17 protein-coding genes are annotated in these 16777 nt (G+C 66.0%); 9 read left to right on the top strand and 8 right to left on the bottom strand.

Going from position 1 to position 16777, the window contains the following annotated elements:
• Positions 1-82: 82 nt before the first annotated feature.
• Positions 83-1810, top strand: a complete 1728-nt coding sequence (locus tag DPQ64_RS15765; RefSeq protein ID WP_115865269.1) for a glycoside hydrolase family 13 protein — start codon at positions 83-85, stop codon at positions 1808-1810.
• Between the two features lie 466 nt (positions 1811-2276).
• Here the strand turns inward: DPQ64_RS15765 and DPQ64_RS15760 are convergent, their stop codons facing one another.
• Positions 2277-2603 (bottom strand): EthD family reductase, encoded by a 327-nt coding sequence (locus tag DPQ64_RS15760; RefSeq protein WP_198662160.1) that lies wholly within the window; start codon positions 2601-2603, stop codon positions 2277-2279.
• Positions 2604-3091: 488 nt separating this feature from the next.
• Between DPQ64_RS15760 and hisF the strand changes: the two genes are divergently transcribed.
• On the top strand, positions 3092-3907 hold the full coding sequence (gene hisF / locus DPQ64_RS15755) for an imidazole glycerol phosphate synthase subunit HisF (protein ID WP_115865268.1): 816 nt from the start codon (positions 3092-3094) through the stop codon (positions 3905-3907).
• Positions 3908-3931: 24 nt separating this feature from the next.
• Here the strand turns inward: hisF and DPQ64_RS15750 are convergent, their stop codons facing one another.
• The 3 genes from DPQ64_RS15750 to DPQ64_RS15740 all read right to left on the bottom strand — a co-directional run bounded on the left by DPQ64_RS15750 (position 3932) and on the right by DPQ64_RS15740 (position 5473).
• Positions 3932-4780: a hypothetical protein gene (locus tag DPQ64_RS15750; protein WP_115865267.1), complete on the bottom strand. Its 849-nt coding sequence runs from the start codon at positions 4778-4780 to the stop codon at positions 3932-3934.
• Positions 4781-4906: 126 nt separating this feature from the next.
• Positions 4907-5188 carry a DNA-directed RNA polymerase subunit L gene (locus tag DPQ64_RS15745; RefSeq protein WP_115865266.1) on the bottom strand — a complete coding sequence of 94 codons (282 nt, stop codon included), beginning with the start codon at positions 5186-5188 and terminating at the stop codon, positions 4907-4909.
• Between the two features lie 57 nt (positions 5189-5245).
• Positions 5246-5473: a DUF7860 family protein gene (locus DPQ64_RS15740; protein ID WP_115865265.1), complete on the bottom strand. Its 228-nt coding sequence runs from the start codon at positions 5471-5473 to the stop codon at positions 5246-5248.
• A gap of 149 nt (positions 5474-5622) precedes the next feature.
• Here DPQ64_RS15740 and DPQ64_RS15735 point away from each other — a divergent pair, with 149 nt between their 5' ends.
• Both DPQ64_RS15735 and DPQ64_RS15730 read left to right on the top strand, forming a co-directional pair.
• Positions 5623-5865 (top strand): hypothetical protein, encoded by a 243-nt coding sequence (locus DPQ64_RS15735; protein WP_115865264.1) that lies wholly within the window; start codon positions 5623-5625, stop codon positions 5863-5865.
• A gap of 76 nt (positions 5866-5941) precedes the next feature.
• The gene (locus tag DPQ64_RS15730; RefSeq protein ID WP_232820605.1) at positions 5942-7744 is read left to right on the top strand and encodes a rhomboid family intramembrane serine protease; all 1803 of its coding nucleotides are present in this window, start codon (positions 5942-5944) and stop codon (positions 7742-7744) included.
• A gap of 80 nt (positions 7745-7824) precedes the next feature.
• On the opposite strand, the gene DPQ64_RS19950 is transcribed toward DPQ64_RS15730, so the two are convergent.
• Positions 7825-8439 carry an METTL5 family protein gene (locus DPQ64_RS19950; RefSeq protein ID WP_449272264.1) on the bottom strand — a complete coding sequence of 205 codons (615 nt, stop codon included), beginning with the start codon at positions 8437-8439 and terminating at the stop codon, positions 7825-7827.
• Between DPQ64_RS19950 and DPQ64_RS20030 the strand changes: the two genes are divergently transcribed.
• Complete coding sequence (locus DPQ64_RS20030) at positions 8438-8656, top strand: hypothetical protein (protein ID WP_449272263.1); 219 nt, start codon at positions 8438-8440, stop codon at positions 8654-8656. The two genes, DPQ64_RS19950 and DPQ64_RS20030, sit on opposite strands and share 2 nt — an antisense overlap.
• A gap of 423 nt (positions 8657-9079) precedes the next feature.
• On the opposite strand, the gene DPQ64_RS15720 is transcribed toward DPQ64_RS20030, so the two are convergent.
• On the bottom strand, positions 9080-9481 hold the full coding sequence (locus DPQ64_RS15720; RefSeq protein ID WP_115865262.1) for a hypothetical protein: 402 nt from the start codon (positions 9479-9481) through the stop codon (positions 9080-9082).
• Between the two features lie 318 nt (positions 9482-9799).
• Between DPQ64_RS15720 and DPQ64_RS15715 the strand changes: the two genes are divergently transcribed.
• Positions 9800-10546: a DUF726 domain-containing protein gene (locus DPQ64_RS15715; RefSeq protein WP_232820604.1), complete on the top strand. Its 747-nt coding sequence runs from the start codon at positions 9800-9802 to the stop codon at positions 10544-10546.
• Between the two features lie 58 nt (positions 10547-10604).
• Here DPQ64_RS15715 and DPQ64_RS15710 read toward each other — a convergent pair whose 3' ends face one another.
• Together DPQ64_RS15710 and dph2 are read right to left on the bottom strand one after the other, a co-directional pair.
• Positions 10605-11882, bottom strand: a complete 1278-nt coding sequence (locus tag DPQ64_RS15710) for a hypothetical protein (RefSeq protein ID WP_232820603.1) — start codon at positions 11880-11882, stop codon at positions 10605-10607.
• 57 nt (positions 11883-11939) lie between these two features.
• Entirely contained in the window at positions 11940-13004 is a 1065-nt protein-coding gene (dph2, locus tag DPQ64_RS15705; RefSeq protein WP_115865261.1) for a diphthamide biosynthesis enzyme Dph2, read from the bottom strand.
• A 646-nt stretch (positions 13005-13650) separates the two neighbouring features.
• Here dph2 and DPQ64_RS15700 point away from each other — a divergent pair.
• The 3 genes from DPQ64_RS15700 (at position 13651) to DPQ64_RS15690 (ending at position 16670) form a co-directional block, all read left to right on the top strand.
• Positions 13651-14058 (top strand): YlbF family regulator, encoded by a 408-nt coding sequence (locus DPQ64_RS15700; protein ID WP_115865260.1) that lies wholly within the window; start codon positions 13651-13653, stop codon positions 14056-14058.
• Between the two features lie 152 nt (positions 14059-14210).
• Positions 14211-15734, top strand: a complete 1524-nt coding sequence (locus DPQ64_RS15695; protein ID WP_115865259.1) for a hypothetical protein — start codon at positions 14211-14213, stop codon at positions 15732-15734.
• Positions 15735-15836: 102 nt separating this feature from the next.
• Positions 15837-16670 carry an MBL fold metallo-hydrolase gene (locus DPQ64_RS15690; RefSeq protein WP_115865258.1) on the top strand — a complete coding sequence of 278 codons (834 nt, stop codon included), beginning with the start codon at positions 15837-15839 and terminating at the stop codon, positions 16668-16670.
• The last annotated feature ends 107 nt before the right edge of the window (positions 16671-16777 follow it).

The following is a 16777-nucleotide window of genomic DNA, read 5'->3' as shown; positions in this document are numbered from 1 at the left end:
TCGGCACATGGATTCTGGGGAGCTGGGCGGAGATTCCGGAGAGACGAACGGAACGCGTCGGACTGGGGATTCGACCGAAGCGATGGATTCCACCGAAACGGCGGACTCGACCGGCATCGGCCCGAAGCGCGAGTGGTGGAAAGAGGCGGTCGTCTACCAGCTGTACCCTCGGAGCTTCTACGACGCCAACGGCGACGGCTTCGGAGACTTGCCGGGCGTCGAGGCCAAGTTGGACTACCTCGACGCACTCGGCGTCGACGTGGTGTGGCTCAATCCGGTGTACGACTCGCCGGACGCCGACCACGGGTACGACATCCGCGACTACCGGTCCATCATGCCGGAGTACGGCACGATGGACGACTTCGACCACGTGCTGGCGGGCCTCCACGACCGGGAGATCAAGCTCGTGATGGACCTCGTGGTCAACCACACGTCCGACGAGCACGAGTGGTTCCGGAAGTCGAGGCAATCGCGGGACAGCGACTACCGGGACTTCTACATCTGGCGCGAGGGCCGTGGGGACGGACCGGGCGGCAAGGGCGAACCGCCGAACAACTGGGAGTCGGCGTTCGGCGGGCCGGCGTGGACGTACGACGAGCGCACGGCCCGATATTACCTCCACCTATTCGACGAGAAGCAGCCCGACCTGAACTGGGACAACCCCGAGGTGCGCGAGCGCATCTACGACATGATGGACTGGTGGCTCGAGAAGGGCATCGACGGCTTCCGGATGGACGTCATCGACCTCATTTCAAAGGCCGAGGGGCTGCCGGACGGCGACGCCGACTCGGGCTGGACCGGCTCCGAGCACTTCACGTCCGGGCCGCGCGCCCACGAGTTCGTCGCCGAGATGTACGAGGAGGTGCTGGCGGGCCGTGACGTGATGACCGTCGGCGAGATGCCCGGCGCGACCGTCGAGGAGGCCCAGCGGTACCTCGGCCCGGACGGCGACGGCCTGAACATGGTGTTTCACTTCGAGCACGTCAGCCTCGACTACGGCGAGACGGGCAACCGGTGGTCCATCGGCGAGTGGGACCTCGCGGAGTTCAAGCAGGTCCTCACCAAGTGGCAGAACGGCCTCGAAGGCGAGGGCTGGAACAGCGTCTACCTCGGCAACCACGACTGGCCCCGCATCGTCTCGCGATTCGGCGACGACGGGCTCTACCGAATCGAGTCCGCGAAGCTGCTCGCCACCCTGCTGTTCACCCTTCGCGGGACGCCGTACGTCTATCAGGGCGACGAGATCGGGATGACCAACTTCCCGTTCGAGCGCGAGGCGCAGGTCCGGGACGTGAGCGCCCGCAATTTCGTCGAGCGCAAGAAGGCGGACGGCTGGGAGAGAGCGGAGATTCTGGAGGTGGTCACGATGCGGAGCCGCGACAACGCCCGGACGCCGATGCAGTGGTCCGACGACGAGTACGCGGGCTTCACCGACGGTGAGTCGTGGATTCCAGTGAATCCGAACTACGAGGCGGTGAACGTCGCGGATGCCCGGCACAAGGACGACTCCATCTGGCACTACTACCGGGAACTGATCGACCTCCGCCACGCCCGCGACGTGCTGGTGTACGGCAGCTACGACCTGCTCCTGCCCGACGACCCGGACGTGTACGCCTTCTTGCGGACGCTCGGCGACGAGCGAGTCCTCGTGGTGCTGAACTTCCGCGACGGGACGCCGACGTTCTCGCTACCCGCCGAGGTCGCGTTCGACGGGACGGAACTGCTGGTGAGCAACTATCCGGTGGACGGTGCAAAGCCACGGTCCTTCGAGCTGCGCCCCTACGAGGCGCGAGTGTACGAACTGGAGTGAGTCCGAAGATTCGAAACTGGAGTGAGTGTGAGGCTCAGTTTAAATCGTCGGCGCGCGCTGGCGTCTTGGCGAGTGTCGCGAGCCGTGGCCTCTGTGCCGCGCCAAAGCGTGCGAGGTCTGCGCGAGTGAACCGAGCGCAGGCTCGTCGGAGCGTGCTCCGACGGTGGACGAGGACCGCAAGGACGAGCGAAGCGAGGACTGAGGACCGCAGGAGGCTGGGGCGGTCTGAGGCTCTCGCTCGGTTCCGCAGTCCACCGGGAAGTGTTCGGTGCCGCAGATTCCGCCGGGCGGGACTGAAAGGGGCCGCCCGCTCGCGCTCACTTCAGTCGCCTCAGCGGCCCCTATCCGAGCGAGCGTCAGGGAGCGAGGATATGTCGCTGAGCGACCGCGAGCGGGCGGGGGCTTTCTAACCGGTGTTTGCTATAAAAGTCGTTGTACTGCGAAAATCAACCAAAACGGAGACAATTTACTCCGATTCGAAGTGCGTCGTCTCGTCTGCGGCAGGGATCATCAGCGTCTCGTCCATGTCGAGGAAGTTCGTAGCGTCGGCCTGCACCGCCTGCCCTTTCTCGGACTCGAACGCCTCGTTCATCGCGCCCGGGTCGTCGAACCACAGTTGGGCCACGTAGTCGTAGCCCGCCGCCTCGGGGTCGAGCGGGACCGAGGAATTGTACCGTCGGAGGTTCGGCAGGGCGTTGACCAGCGGCGCGTGCTCCTCGTGCATGTACTCGATGCACTCCTCGTGGCTGGTGTCGTCCGTGCGCGTGGCGAGAATCACCATCTTGCAGGTCATGGTCGTCGGGCGATTCGGTAGCTGTGGTGGTGAAAGTTGGGATTCGGGACGTGAGTGGTGGACTCGGCTACTCAAGTCGTACGTTTTGGTACCGGAGAAGCTAGCTACCTCCGAGGCATATGAGAGACCGCACCGCACAGCACCCCACAGCACCGCAACCGCACAGCACCTCACAGCACCGCAACCGCACAGCACCGCAACCGCTCCGCGACCGCGAGCCTCACACCTCCCCAGCCTCCTGCGTTGTCTGCGAACGCAGTTCGCAGAGCAGCGAGACGCCTGCGGCGTCTCGCAAGCCTCGGTCTCCGTTTCACTCCGACCTGCGCTACTCGTCCCTCGCGCGAGATGTCGCGCCACGAGGGCGCGCCCGCACGCGCCGACCGCAACTGGAAGGTCGACCGGCAGTAACAGAGTCACTGATTCGATTCCGAGACGCTGCCGTAGTCGAAACCGTGAAACCCCGTTCGTCCCAATCCACGACCAACGAAATGACCCTCACCAAGCGCATCATCCCGTGCATCGACGTGGACTTAGACGACGAGGGCAACCCCGCGGTGTACACGGGGGTCAACTTCGAAGACCTCCAGTACACGGGCGACCCGGTCGAGATGGCTCGGGCGTACAACGAGGCCGGGGCCGACGAGTTCGTCTTCCTCGACATCACCGCGAGCGCCGAGGGCCGCGAGACCATGCTCGGCGTGGTCGAGGACGTGGCCGACGAAGTGTTCATCCCGCTCACGGTCGGCGGGGGCATCCGGACCAAAGAGGACATCCGCGAGACCCTCCGGGCCGGCGCGGACAAGGTGTCGATCAACTCCGGAGCCATCGCGAACCCGGACCTCATCGAGGTCGGCGCGGAGGCGTTCGGCAACCAGTGCATCGTCATCTCGGTCGACGCCAAGCGCCGGTACGACGAGCAGGGCGACCACTACGTCGAGGTCGACGGCGAGTCCTGCTGGTTCGAGTGCACCGTCAAGGGCGGCCGCGAGGGCACCGGTCTCGACGTGGTCTCGTGGGCCGAGGAGGCCGAGGCTCGCGGCGCTGGCGAACTGTTCGTCAACTCCATCGACAAGGACGGCACGAAGGACGGCTACGACATCCCGCTGACGAAGGCGGTCTGCGACGCCGTCTCGACTCCCGTCATCGCTTCGTCGGGTTGTGGCGGTCCCGAGGACATGTACGAGGTGTTCACCGACGCGGGCGCGGACGCCGGGCTCGCGGCCTCCATATTCCACTTCGGCGACTACACTATCCGCGAGACCAAGGAGTATCTGGACGAGCGGGGCGTGCCGGTCCGGCTGTGAACTCCACCCGCTAATTGCCGCCCGTTAGGCCGTCGGTGCCCGGAGCGCGCCGGTGTCGTTCCCGCTGGTCTCGTTGCCGTCAGTCGCGTTGTCGTCCGCGCCGACGCTGCCGATGCCGCCGTCACCGCCGAGGCCGCCGCCCAGCAGGCCGATGCCGATGGAGGCGTTCTCGACGCTCACGCTCCCGGCCTCGACGCTGTCGATGACCCCGGATTCGACGGTCATGTTGTCGACTTCGATGCTGGGTTCGCCCTCGACGACCGAGGCGTTCGCGCTGCCCGGCGAGAACGACGCGTTCACGTCGTTGACTTCGATAGAACTCGCGCGTGTCGAGTTGATTAGCAGCGAGTCCACGCTGGCCTCCTCGATAGTGCCGTTCTCGATGGTCGCGTTCTCGCCCTCGGGCGGCGCTTCCTCACCGAACAGCTGCTGGACCACCGTCTCGTTCCGGAACGTGACGTCTTCGAGGGTCACGTTCTCCAGCGTGGCGTTCACGACGGTGAGGTTCGAGGCCGTGGCGGTGCCGAACCCCTCACCGGCCTGTCCCATCGTGGTCTCGCCGTCTTCGGCTGTCGTTTCGCCCTCCGCGGTCGTTTCCTCAGCGGCCATTCCTCGATCGAGCGCCGTCTCGTTCAGCACGGCCTGCGCGACGCTCACGTTGGTGAGGTTCAACTGCCCGATAGTCAGATTCTCGTAGCTCACTTCGGTCGCGTTCTCGTCGTCCTGCGCGGCGAGCGCGCTCGTGGCATCCGCAGGCGGAGAGGTCTGGGCCTGTGTCTGTGCGCCCGGAGCCGCGAGCGCCGATCCTGCGAGTGCGGAGGATGCGCCAGCGAGCAGAACGAGTGTTGCGAGTATCACTGCGCGTGTTCTCATACGGAACGGCGTAGTCCGACTGCGCCATTAAACGGGCGCGACCGTTTCGGGGTTCCGTGGCGGATTACCCGTGTTACGCCGAGGTTACTCGTCGTTGAGAACAGCGGAAAACGAAGCGTCGACTTCTCAGGCGGCGCTCTCGTAGGCGTCACGGAACGCCGCGGTCTTGTTCTTGATTTCGCCCGCAGCCGTCTCCAGCGCGTCGAGAGGGTCGCCCTCCTCGGTCTTGACGGTGAGGATGGGCTCCGTCTGACCGCCGGACTGCTCGGGGTTCACGTCGTAGGTCGCGGCCGCGACGTTCTCCTGTTCGAGCAGGGTCCCCTTCAGCACGTTCATGAACGTGTGGTCCTCGCCCGCGATCTCGATGGAGAGTTCGTCGTCGGCCTTCTCGATGACCCGTAGTTCCATACACTCGATTGCCGTTTCGGGCGTTTCAACGTTTCGGAACGACTATTCTTCGCGACCTCACTCGGTCAGCGGCAGGACGATGCCGAACACGAACGGGCAGAGCAACATCCCGAGAACGCCGAGTATCTCCAAGTCGACGAGCAGCGTGTTCTCCCACGCCGGGAGCGACCAGTGCATCGTCGCGGCGAGAAGTTCGGCACCCGCTCCGATTCCCAGCATCGCCACGCTCAGTACGAATCCCGCCTTCGTCAGCCATTGGTAGTCGAGGTTTCCGTAGCGGCCCATACCTCCTCCTTTTCCGGAGCGAGTAAAAATCCTATCGACCGCCGGCGAGTCTCGACGGATAGCAAGTCTCGACGAATGGCGGGTCTCAACGGCTAGCGGGCCTCGTCAGATGAAAAGACTCATGCTCGCGACGCGCTATCCCTGATTTGATGATCGAAACGATAGTCGATGCCGGGGCCGAGTTGGCGAACGTCGTCGCCTACGCCGTCGGTACGGTCGTGCTCTCGGCGGTCGGGCTGTTCGCCGAATACAACGGCCTCCAAGAGCTCGGAAGCGGCCAGCAGTTGCTCGCGGTCTGGTTCGCGTTCATGGGTGTCGTGGCGCTCGCGTTCGCGTGGAATCTCGCTACCCGAAAGCTGTTGCCGAACCTGACAGCGAACGGCGGATCGTAGGGCACGACCGGCTCTCGATCGGCCATCGGCCGAATCCAGCCACTCATTTATACCGTGGTGTGCGAAAACACCACGTATGGTCGAGTTCCCGTCGGCTCGTACTGTCGACTTTCCGTCGGCTCCCGCGGTCGACCTCCCCGATCCGGGAGCGCTCCCGTCGTGGCTCCCCGCACCGGAGCAGGTCGCCATCCCGCTCGTGCTCGCGCTGTCGCTGGTGCTGGTGTGGCGGCTCGACAGGCCGCGCGGAGCGTGGGGCCGACGCCTCCGGTCGCGGTTCGTGCTCGGCGTCCCGTGGGGGACGCTCGTCTCCGTGCTGGGCGTGCTCGCGGTGTACCTGTTCGTCCAGCAGGGCGCGGCCCGATGGCGCGCACCGCTGACGGTCCCGTTCTCCTCGTGGTCGTACTTCTACCCGCTCGGGTGGCTGCTCGCGCCGTTCTCCCACGCCGGGCCGGGCCACCTCGTCGGCAACCTCACGACGACCCTCGCTGTCGCACCGCTCGCGGAGTACTACTTCGGCCACTTCACCGACCGGCGGGGCCACAACCCCTTCGCCTCGTGGCGGACGAACCCGTGGGTCCGCGCGTTCGTCGTCTTTCCCGCGGGCGTGTTCCTCGTCGGGCTGGCGACCAGCGTGTTCGCGTGGGGACCCATCATCGGCTTCTCGGGCGTCGCGTTCGCGTTCGTCGGCTTCGCGCTGGTGCGGTATCCGTTGGCGACCGTGGTCGCGGTGTCGGCTCAGGGCGTCGTCCGGGCGGTGTATCGGGGGCTGCGCGATCCGGTAATCGTCGGCGAGGCGTCCGCGAGCTACGGCCCGCCGTGGTGGTACGGCACCGCGGTCCAGGGCCACGTGCTCGGACTCCTGCTGGGCGTCCTCCTCGGCGTGGTGGTGCTGTACCGTCGGCGGGAGAGGGCGGGAGAAGTGGGACGGCCCAGCGCGCTGCGACTCTGGACCGGCGCGGTCGTGCTCGGGATTTCGATGACCATCTGGGCCATCTGGTGGTACCGCGGCGAGAGCACGTACGTCCTCTACCGGGGCCTCGGCGTCGTGTTCGTGTTCGCGCTCGCGGCCGTGGTCACCGTCGCGGCGACCGCGGAGCGCCGACCGCTGTTCGGCGACGCGTCGATTTCGCTGCTCGGCAATGCATCGTTCTCGCTGCTCGGGGACGACTCGAACTCCCGGTTCTCCGAGGTTTCCCGACAGCAGGTCGGCGTCCTCGCGCTCGCGCTCCCGCTGGCGGTCATGGCCGGGGTCGCCTTGCCGGTCAACGCCACGGCGCTCGACGACGCGAGCGTGCCCGGCGACGGCCCCGCGGTCGAGGTCGACGGCTACACCATCACCTACGCGGAGGGCGTCGAGAACGGGAAGGTGTCGGTCGTCGACGTGTCGCTGTTCGGCGAGACGACGCGAGTGACCACCAGCGGCGTCATCGTGGTCAACGAGGACCGCGAGATCTGGACCCAGGAGGTCTCGAAGGGCCGCCTCGCATTTGCGGGCCGTGCGGGGGTCCGGGTCGGCGGGGTGGGCTGGTCGGAGGTCGTCCGGGTCCAGCGCCGTGGCTGGTCGGCCCTCCAGGGCGGGACCGCGTATCAGGTCTGGCTCCGCGGCCCGGACGACGACGGCTGGACGCAGACCTACGCTTCGGGGCCCGCAATCGCCGGGCCGACGCTGGCCAACGGCACGGTCGCGGTCGTCCCGCAGGACGGCGACTTTCTGGTCCACTTCCGCCGGAACAACTCGACGGTCGGCCAGGTTCCGATTCCGTCCGCAGGCGAGAACGTGACCGTCGGCGACATCCGGTTCGAGCGCGAGGAATCGAACCTGTTCGCGGCCTACAACGACACGCGCATCCAAATCGCGAAGCGGGAGAGCTACAACTGAGGCACCGGTTTTCAAGGCATTTCGACAGTCTGACTGTCCCCAGCGTCAGCTTGTCGAACAGTCCACACCCTGGCAATGGATCACTCCCCATCCCACTCGATCCGGAACACCTCGGCGTCGACCGTCTCGCGCTGGCTGGTCTGGTGGTCGAACCGCCGCGGCAGGTCGAACGCCGCCCGGAAGGCGTGGGTCACCGCGCCGCCCTCGTCGTGGGCGAACGATTCGACGAACGCCTCGCTTCCCGCGTTGTGAATTGAGTACGAGACTGCGGCGACCTCGCCCGCGGTCGCCAGAAACGCGCGGTCGGCGTGTTCGTTGCCCGACTGCGCGCCGAACGGCGGGTTCATCAGGACGGTCGTCTCGGAGGGACGAGTGCAGACCGGCGCGCGAGTCGCGTCTGCCAGTAGCCAGTCGACAGCGGTCGCGGCGGTGGAATCCTCTGCGGCCGCGGCCGAGCGCGGGGTCGTGGCCGCGGACCCCGCCGGGGGGCCCCCCCCCGCCGCCCCCCCCCCCCCCCCCGCGCTCACGCTTGCCGGTGTCCGCGACCGCGCGCTCGTTCTCGCGAGCCTGCGCCATCGCGTCCGGGTCGCGGTCGAGCGCCAGCACGCGCGCGGGATCCCGACAGGCCGCACCGAGCGCGAGCATCCCGGTTCCGGTGCCGAGGTCGACCACGGTCTTGCCGGCGAGGTCGCCATGCAGGTCCGCGAGGTGGACGAGGTGGGCCGCGAGGTCGGCGGGTGTGGCGTACTGTTCGAGTTCCACCCGAGGGTCGGCGAACCCCTCGACGCGGGAGAGGCGACGCTCCAGCGCGGCCTTGTCCATGTTTGGGGATGGTCTTCGGGAAAGGAGAACGTTCGGATTCTCTCGGCAGTTGGTTTGCGGAGAATCGCCGTAGCTTACCCTTCGTCATGAATTTGGATTGAGACGGTTTCGAAAGCCCCCGCCCGCTCGGCACCGTCACTTCGCTTCGCTCGTGACGAGCCTTCGGTCGCTTCGCTCCCGAAGACACCGGAAGACGGTCCTGCTCGGCCTGCGGCTCGCGGTTGCACCGCTCGCCAGTCGCGGCGCGGTGCGTCACGCTTCCTGCGCGGGCTGCGATTTCCGCGGTCACGTTCGCTTCGCTCACGTGACCGCGAGCGGGCGGTCCCTTTCAGTCCCACCCGGTCGGATATGCCAACGGCTGTTCCCGGAGGATGCCACACCAGCAGTTCCCTCGGCGGAAGGTTCACTGACCGTTCCCGGGTGAAAAGTTCACCAGCGGTTCCCCCGGCGGCTGTCGCACTGAGCGCGAGTAGAGAGAAGAATCGCCGGTCGTCAGCCCTTCGTCGGCGGCCGTCAGTTTTCGAGCGTGATCGGCCCCGCGACGTCGAGATTGACGCCCTCGCGGCGGGCGCGCTCGGCGACCGCGGCGAGCGCGGGCCGGACCTTCGCCTCGTCGGCCACACCGTCGAACTCCACGGTGACGGTGCTCGCGCCGAGGAACGAGGCGGCTCGGACGTGCTCGCGCACGCGGTCGGCCTCCGCCTGCGTGGCGAACGAGCAGTCCTCGCCGAAGCAGGCGTCGACGACCACGCGGGCCGGAACGAGGTCGTCGGCGTCGAGTTCGCGCTGGAGTTCGCGCAGGCCCTCCGGCGCGGTCGAGGGAATCGAGTCGGCGTCGAGGCTCACTGGCGTGGCATCCTCGACGCGACAGCCTTCGATGGCGGTTCGAACGTCCGCGGAACGGGTGACACTCATCGTTACCTGTGCATACCCGTTACTCATACAAAAAGGTTTGTGAATGCGCAGTAGTAATCTGATTGGCTGGGCAGGAAAATCTACCATAGTTAGGTTCTCTTTATTAAATTTAATACTATTGAATATGTATTAAAATGTATGCACGCCTCAGAGACACCAACAGGCTCCGAACGAACAGGCTCCGAATCGAATCGAGTCGCGAGACGAACCGTCCTGCGGAGCGCGGCCGCGACGGCCGGAATCGCCGGGTTCGCCGGCTCGGCGTCGGCATTCTAGGGCGACGACGGCGACATCACCGGCCCCTCGGACTACCCGCGCGTGACGACCCGCGGCCACTTCGACATCCACTGGTGGCACGGCGACCAGCTCACCGACGGTCACACGGCCACCGACTACTCGACGGTCGGGGACATCCCGGGTTTCGGCGGCGGGACCGCACCAGACGAGATCATGGTCTCGGTCCACGGCTGGCGCAACGCACCCGAGGACGCGCCGGACCACTTCGCGACGGTGGAACACTCGCTGAACCAGAACGGCTACGACGCGCCGGTCGTGGGCTTCAGCTGGGACTCGGACACCAGCACGGACAACTGGTGGCCGACGACCGACATCGCCGAGCGCAACGGCCCGAAGCTCGCGAACTTCCTCACCGACTACGCCGCCCAGAATCCCGGGATCACGTTCCGGCTCATCGGCCACTCGCTCGGCGCGCGCGTCGTCACCGAGTGCGTGAAGACGCTCAACTCGTGGGGCTACTACGACCTGCTCGCCTCGGCCACGCTGCTCGGCGGGGCGGCGGACAACGACGCGGTCGCGCTCGGCGGGGAGTACGGCGACGACATCTCGGCCGCGGTCGGCCAGTTCGACAACTTCTGGAAGGCCGGCGACGACGTGCTGAACTGGGCGTACTCCACCGGCGAGTTCGACTCGGCGGTCGGCGAGGACGGCTGTGAGGGCACGCCGCCAGGCAACTACCAGGACCACAACGTCGACTACGTGCCCGACCACTTCTCGTACCACGAGCCCGGCGACGGCTGCATGCCGGAGGTCGCGGCGCAGTTCTGAGAGACGGACGGGCCCCGAAAACGAGTTCACCGTTTCACCGAGTTACGGGGTCACCGAGTCACCACCGAGCGAGTTCGTTGGCAGTATCGTTCGCATTTTCGGCGTGTGTCCGTCCGAGGAGATAACGGCCGTACGCCTCGGCGCGGGGATAGTCGGAGAAGTCGAGCGCACTGTCACCTGAGTCGATTCGGTCTCTCGCCGTTTCGAGCAGTTTTCGGGCGTACGGTCCGTCTTCCGCGTCGTCGATTGCGTTTCGGAGTTCGTCTACCGCATCGCGTTTGGCTCGGAACACGCGCTTCGCGTCGACTCGATCAGCATCTTCGGGAACGCCGATGCGGTTCTTGGCGTCGCGCCACGCGAGAAGGTGCTGGTGAGCTTCGGCGGTCGTAATCGCGGCGAGAACGTCCAGTCCCTCGTCCCGGTAGCGCTGTGCCTCCCAGAGGCGGCTTCGTCCGTAGAACCAACCGTGGGTGTGGATTCGACTTCGCACCTGTCGATAGGCGTTGTCCGGGAGCTCTCCACCGGAATCCTCCTCGTACTGGTCCAGCAGCGACTCCGCCGCGTCTTCGAGCCGTTTCCGATTCCGAGTCAGTTCGCGCTCGAACGACTTCGGGTCGGTCTGGCGCTCCCGGTACCGTCGGTAGATGCGCCGTCCGTCCTCTTCGTCACGGAACACCGATTCGAGGTTCGAAAGCATCTCTCCGGCCTCCATCGCGTCTTCGGGTGCCGAAACGCGACGGGCGAAGCCCGATGCCTGCTGAAGGTGATACTCGACCCGTCCGACGTGAACCAGAAACTCGTGCGAGTCGTCGCACTCGATTTCGATTCGATTCCGAAGGGAGCCAATTTTGGACTGAATCTCCGACTGCTCCGCTTGGCGGTTCGCCACCGAGTACTCGTCGTTCAGGTATCGTGCCGCGCCCAGCGTCTCGGCGGCGACACTGGTCGCGTACTGGATCTCTTCGAGGGTTTTCGGAGTTCCGGAATCTGTCGAAACGTCTTCGAGCGCGTTCCGTGCCTTCTCCGTGCCCTCTTCGAGGACGGCCCGATCCATCTTGTCGAGCGAGGACGGATCGGCACGACTCCACGCCCGTTCCGCGTCCTCGGTAACCTGCTGTGCGTGTTCCGTCGCGGCTTCCACGTGCGCTGAGGGGATTTCGATCTGGGGCGAGATCGCGGGAATTTCCCGGCGCTTCGTCCGGGCGTCCACGACGGGCGCGGGGAGGGTATTGGTGGCGAACGCGACTGCGCCGAGGCCGACACCGAGGCCCGACACTCCGAGAAACTGCCTCCGGGAGAGGAGCTCGTCGCGTTCGCTGTCAGGAGGGCTGGACATAGGTGGGCAGCAGTAGGTCGCCTTACAAAAGGTTTCTCACCGCAGCCCCCGACTACCTCACCACGTGCCGTGGAACGTGTCGAAGGATAGCTCGTCGAGCGGCTTGTTCCCCACGGCGATCTCGTACTCGCCGGGAGTGAGCATCGGTTTGTGGAACTGCGGGCCGTCGTCGGTCGTGACCCGGGGACAGCCAGTGTTGACGAACGCGTCCATGTCGAAGTTCCGCAGGCGGTCGGGAGTCACCTCGTCCATCGTGATGAGGTAGGCGTCGTCGTTGTCGTCCAGAATCTCCTGGGCCTGGTCCCACCGGCCCTGACCGATCTTCGTGCAGAAGATGACGCCCCACTTCTCGGCGTCCATCGCGCGGTGGACCGCGCCGTAGCGCTGCTTGAGGAACTTCTCGGTGTCGGCGACCGTCACGACGTTGTTCACGGGGTCGGCGATGACAACCTTCTTGTCGGGATGCTCCATCGCGAGCCCGAGCGGGTGGAACTTCCCGCCGCCGACGTAGAGGACGTGGTCGGCGTCGATGTCGGCGCTGGCGTAGTTGCACCCGAGAACTTGGCCCTCGTGGGTCAGCCGGTCGTCGCCCTTCCGGGTCTTCACGTCGAATCCGCGCTCGTCGAGCCACGCCTTCATCTCCTCGAAGCGGTTCATGTGCTGGGCGGTGGTGACGAGGCCGACGCTTGGCTCAGCGGCCGACTCGTCGGAATCTGGGTCCGGCAGTTCGTCCAGCGACTCCTCCATGATGGGGAACACGTCCACGTTCGAGAACAGCGGGACGTAGATGACCTTGTCCGTGTTCTTCATCGGCGAGTGGCCGAAGTGGACGAACACGTCGGTCCGCTTCATCAGGAACGTGTCGAGGTCGCAGGCCCCGTAGCAGGGCTGGCCCGACAGCATCACGGTCACGTCGTCGGGCACGAGTTCGCGGATGTCGTCGGCGACCTTCGGCCCGCGGCGCTTCAGCCCCTCGGGGAACTGCAGGCCGACCTTGGTGGCGTCGCGCTCCTCGACTGCCTCGACGATGCGGTCGAGTTCGTAGTCCCACTCCCGGTCGTGCTTGAGGGACATGCCGGTCTTTCTGAGGTCTCCCTCGCTGTACTCGCTCTCCTGGCTCATTGAAGTGGGTTTGTCGGTGAGGACGTTTAAGGACGGTGTTCCCGGACTGTTCGGTTCGAGTTGTTGGATTTTTCGAGGATCTTACTCTCACGGCTTGGGCCACGTTTGTATTCCCGGCGCGGCGCGCGCTGGCGCGGCCTCGTGCCGCGCCCAAGCGTGCGAGGGACGAGCATCGGAGGCCGGAGCGAAGCGGAGGCCGAGAAGCGCAAGGGGCTGGGGAGGTCTGAGGCGCGATGCGGTTGCGGTCGCGGTTGCGGTCACGCCTAGGCTCAAGCAATAGCTAGCTTCTTGAATAGCAACAACATCGATCTGGGTGCCGAGCAGCTAGCTTCTGCTTGAGCCTCGGCGTGACCGCACAGCACTGCACAGCACCGCACCGCGCCTCGTCCTCCCCAGCCTCCTGCGGTCCTCACTACGTTGCGGTCCTCGTCCCTCGTGCGGTTTGGCGCGGCCACGAGAGGCCGCGCCCGCACGCGCCGGGATGAAAGACAAAACCAGTGCAAGTCGAGGTAGAAGGAAAACCAGTGCAAATCGAGATGGAAGGAAAACCAGCGCGAGCCCCTCCTACCAACCTCACCGTCCGTTTGCCAGCAAGTCCGAGCGGTATCCGGCAGGTTGAAAACCACACAGTCCCAAATCACGGTACATGAGCGTCGATACCGAAGCGGACGTCGAGAGCGAGACCGCAGACCGTTCCCGCGTCGAGCAGCTCGGCGTCGAACTCGGCGAGGCCATCACCGAAACGCCCGAATACCGGCGGTTCGAGGAGACCAAGCAGGCCGTCGAGGAGGACGACGAGGCCCAGCAGAAGGTTCAGGAGTTCGAGGAGCTCCGTCAGGAGTTCATGCTCGCGCGCCAGACCGGCGAGGCCACCCAGGAGGACATCCAGGAGGTCCAGCAGGCCCAGCAGGAACTCCACAATCTGCCCGTCATGGCCGACTACCTCGAAGCCCAGGAGGTCTTGGAGAACAAGCTGGAGGCCGTCAACGAGGCCATCTCGGAGCCGCTCGCGGTCGACTTCGGCCAGCAGGCCGGCGGCTGCTGCGAGGACTGACTACCCAGTCGTCGATTTCTCTCGCCGTTAGCGGATCCCTAGTCAGCGACCCTCTATCTGGTTAGCGTCCGCTTTCTCCGGCGTTTCTTCGCCGTCCCCTCGGCAACCACGCCTAAGTCCGCTCGTGGCGACTAGTCTCCCGGTGGGGAATCATGGCTGACGACAGGACCACAGACACGGACGTAGATCGAACAGACCCGACGACCAACGTGACGACCGGAGGCGACACCATCCGAGAGTGGATCGAGGAGAGCGGCGCGCGGCCGGGCTACCGGACGAGCGACGCTGGCGAGCGCGAACCGTACGTCTATCATCCCGACGCGGGCGACGAGGACGTCGAGGAGGCAGACTGGGACGAGTTCCACGACGACTTCGAGGAGCACGAACTCGCGCTGATCCGCCACACCGACCGGACCGGGAGCGACGAGTTCGAACTGGTCGAGCGGACCGAGGCCATCGAGCGCGCGACGCTCGACGACGAGGAGGTCGAGCGAGCGCTGCTGGAGGGCGACACCGTCGAGACCCAGATCACCGAGACCAGAGTGGTCGAGAAGACCGTCCAGGAGACCGAGACGTTCCAGAGCGAGGTCGTCGAAAGCGAGATCGTGAGCGACGACGTCGTCGACACCGAACTCGTCCGTCGGGAGGTCACCGGCGTCCACTTCGGCGAGATGGAGGCCGAAGACCGCGTCGCTATCATCGAGGACAGCGAGACTACCGGCTGGGACGAGGAGGTCGAGGAGATCGACGTCACCGAGCACGAGTACATCACCGTCGACGTGGACGAGACCCGGGAGGTCACCCGCGAACTCGTCGAGCGCCGGACGGTCGAGACGCGGGTCGTCGACCGCGACGTGGAGGAGACCGAGACGGTCGAGTCCGAGACGCTGGAGAGCCGCGTCGACCTCGAAGGCGTCCAGCGCACCATCCTCGAGAGCGACATCCTCGGCGGGCAGATCCCCACCGAGGAAGTCATCGAGGGCGGGCACGTCGAGAGCGAGTTCTCCGACGACGACACCATCCTGACGGAGCTGTACGAGCGCCGCATCGTCCGCGACGAGGTCGTCGACCGCAAGCGGCTCACCTTCGAGCTCGTGGACGAGGAGACGGTGAGCAGCGAGACCATCGAGTCCGTGCTGGTCGAATCGATGCTCGTCGGCTCGGACGCGATGGGCGAGGACACCGAGATCGAGGGCATCGCCATCGACCGTGCCGACACCGAGGTGACCGACGCGGGGATGGCGACCGGCCACGACACGATGACCGACGAGGGGGTGACGGCCAGCGACGACACGATGACGGCAACGGAGACGACCGGTACGTCGAGCGAGGCCACCATGGGCGACGTGGAGTCCACCGACGACACGATGGCGGACGAGGCGATGACCGACGACACGATGGCGGCCAGCGACGAGACAATCGTCGAGGGCGAGGAGATTCAACTGGACGACCACGACGTGGGCAAGGACGTGATCGACGCCAACGACGAGCAGGTCGGCGTCGTCACCGAGGTCGACGAGGACGACAACGTGCTGTACGTGGACCCGCACCCGGGACTCGCCCAGCGCGTGAAGACCCGACTCGGCTGGGAGGGCCACAGCGAGGACGCCTACAGCGTCACTCCGGACCGCATCGAGATGGTCGGCGACGACGAGATCCGGCTCCGGAGCCTCTAAGCCGGCGGTCGTTCCGACGCTCGATTCGTCTTTCTTCGCGTCGCTGCTGCCCGGAGCGTCGAGAGCGCAAGGCTTACCCGGATTCTCGCTGACTCCTCGCGTATGGCGATCCACAGCGACTGGGGCGACTGGCTGGTCCGCGCGGTCGAGGACGCCGACCCGGAGGGTATCGCGGTCTGGTATCTCGGCTGCAACGGGTTCGTGCTGAAGGCCGCGGACACGACAGTTTTCATCGACCCGTACCTCGGTTTGGGCGACCCGCCGCGAACGATCCGGATGGTACCTGTGCCGTTCGACCCGGCGGACGTGACCAAAGCCGACGCGGTGCTCGCCACCCACGAGCACACCGACCACGTCCACGGGCCGAGTCAGGCTCCCATCCTCGAAAACACCGGCGCGGACTTCTACGCGCCGGACGCCAGCCTCGCCGTCGCGCGCGAGGCGGAGCACTGGACCGACGAGTGGGACGTGACCGACGATCAACTCCGCGAGATTTCGGAAGGCGACTCGTTCGAGGTCGGGGCCCTCACGATACACGTCGAGCCCGCCAACGACCCCGACGCGAGCCACCCGGTGAGCTACGTCGTGGAGTACGACGGCCGAACGTTCTTCCACGGCGGCGACACCAAGCCCAGCGACGAGTTCGAGCGCGTGGGCGAGGCCTACGACGTGGACCTCGGCGTGCTCGCGTTCGGGAGCGTGGGCAACATTCCGGACAAGGAGACTCGAGAGCCCAAGCGCACGCGGTGGTACAACGACGAGAATCAGGCGGTCGCGACCGCGAGCGACCTCCAGTTCGACCGGTTCCTGCCGACCCACTGGGATATGTGGAAGGGTCTGACCGCCGACCCGACTGCGCTCCACGACCACGCCCGGAGCTTCGAGTACCCGAAGCGGCTGGAGATCGCGGAGATCGGCGACCGCGTGGACGTCTGAGGCAGTTCCGTTCCAGTTCGCGAAGCAATATTTTCGACCTTCGCGCGCGAAGGTGTGGGTTCGTTCATCTGCGCGCGAGCCGTGATTTGGCTATCTGCGCGACGCTC

The organism is Halorussus litoreus (assembly GCF_003382685.1).
GTDB classification, from domain to species: domain Archaea; phylum Halobacteriota; class Halobacteria; order Halobacteriales; family Haladaptataceae; genus Halorussus; species Halorussus litoreus.
Note: the sequence above shows the minus strand (reverse complement) of the source record. Positions and strands in the feature narration are given on the sequence as shown.

Bases quoted from the DNA above. Each gene is read 5' to 3' on its own strand.
- DPQ64_RS15765 (WP_115865269.1), top strand. From the start codon at position 83: ATGGATTCCACCGAAACGGCGGACTCGACCGGCATCGGCCCGAAGCGC.
- DPQ64_RS15760 (WP_198662160.1), bottom strand. From the start codon at position 2,603: ATGACCTGCAAGATGGTGATTCTCGCCACGCGCACGGACGACACCAGC.
- hisF (WP_115865268.1), top strand. From the start codon at position 3,092: ATGACCCTCACCAAGCGCATCATCCCGTGCATCGACGTGGACTTAGAC.
- DPQ64_RS15750 (WP_115865267.1), bottom strand. From the start codon at position 4,780: ATGAGAACACGCGCAGTGATACTCGCAACACTCGTTCTGCTCGCTGGC.
- DPQ64_RS15745 (WP_115865266.1), bottom strand. From the start codon at position 5,188: ATGGAACTACGGGTCATCGAGAAGGCCGACGACGAACTCTCCATCGAG.
- DPQ64_RS15740 (WP_115865265.1), bottom strand. From the start codon at position 5,473: ATGGGCCGCTACGGAAACCTCGACTACCAATGGCTGACGAAGGCGGGA.
- DPQ64_RS15735 (WP_115865264.1), top strand. From the start codon at position 5,623: ATGATCGAAACGATAGTCGATGCCGGGGCCGAGTTGGCGAACGTCGTC.
- DPQ64_RS15730 (WP_232820605.1), top strand. From the start codon at position 5,942: ATGGTCGAGTTCCCGTCGGCTCGTACTGTCGACTTTCCGTCGGCTCCC.
- DPQ64_RS20030 (WP_449272263.1), top strand. From the start codon at position 8,438: ATGCAGGTCCGCGAGGTGGACGAGGTGGGCCGCGAGGTCGGCGGGTGT.
- DPQ64_RS19950 (WP_449272264.1), bottom strand. From the start codon at position 8,439: ATGGCGACCTCGCCGGCAAGACCGTGGTCGACCTCGGCACCGGAACCG.
- DPQ64_RS15720 (WP_115865262.1), bottom strand. From the start codon at position 9,481: ATGAGTGTCACCCGTTCCGCGGACGTTCGAACCGCCATCGAAGGCTGT.
- DPQ64_RS15710 (WP_232820603.1), bottom strand. From the start codon at position 11,882: ATGTCCAGCCCTCCTGACAGCGAACGCGACGAGCTCCTCTCCCGGAGG.
- dph2 (WP_115865261.1), bottom strand. From the start codon at position 13,004: ATGAGCCAGGAGAGCGAGTACAGCGAGGGAGACCTCAGAAAGACCGGC.
- DPQ64_RS15700 (WP_115865260.1), top strand. From the start codon at position 13,651: ATGAGCGTCGATACCGAAGCGGACGTCGAGAGCGAGACCGCAGACCGT.
- DPQ64_RS15695 (WP_115865259.1), top strand. From the start codon at position 14,211: ATGGCTGACGACAGGACCACAGACACGGACGTAGATCGAACAGACCCG.
- DPQ64_RS15690 (WP_115865258.1), top strand. From the start codon at position 15,837: ATGGCGATCCACAGCGACTGGGGCGACTGGCTGGTCCGCGCGGTCGAG.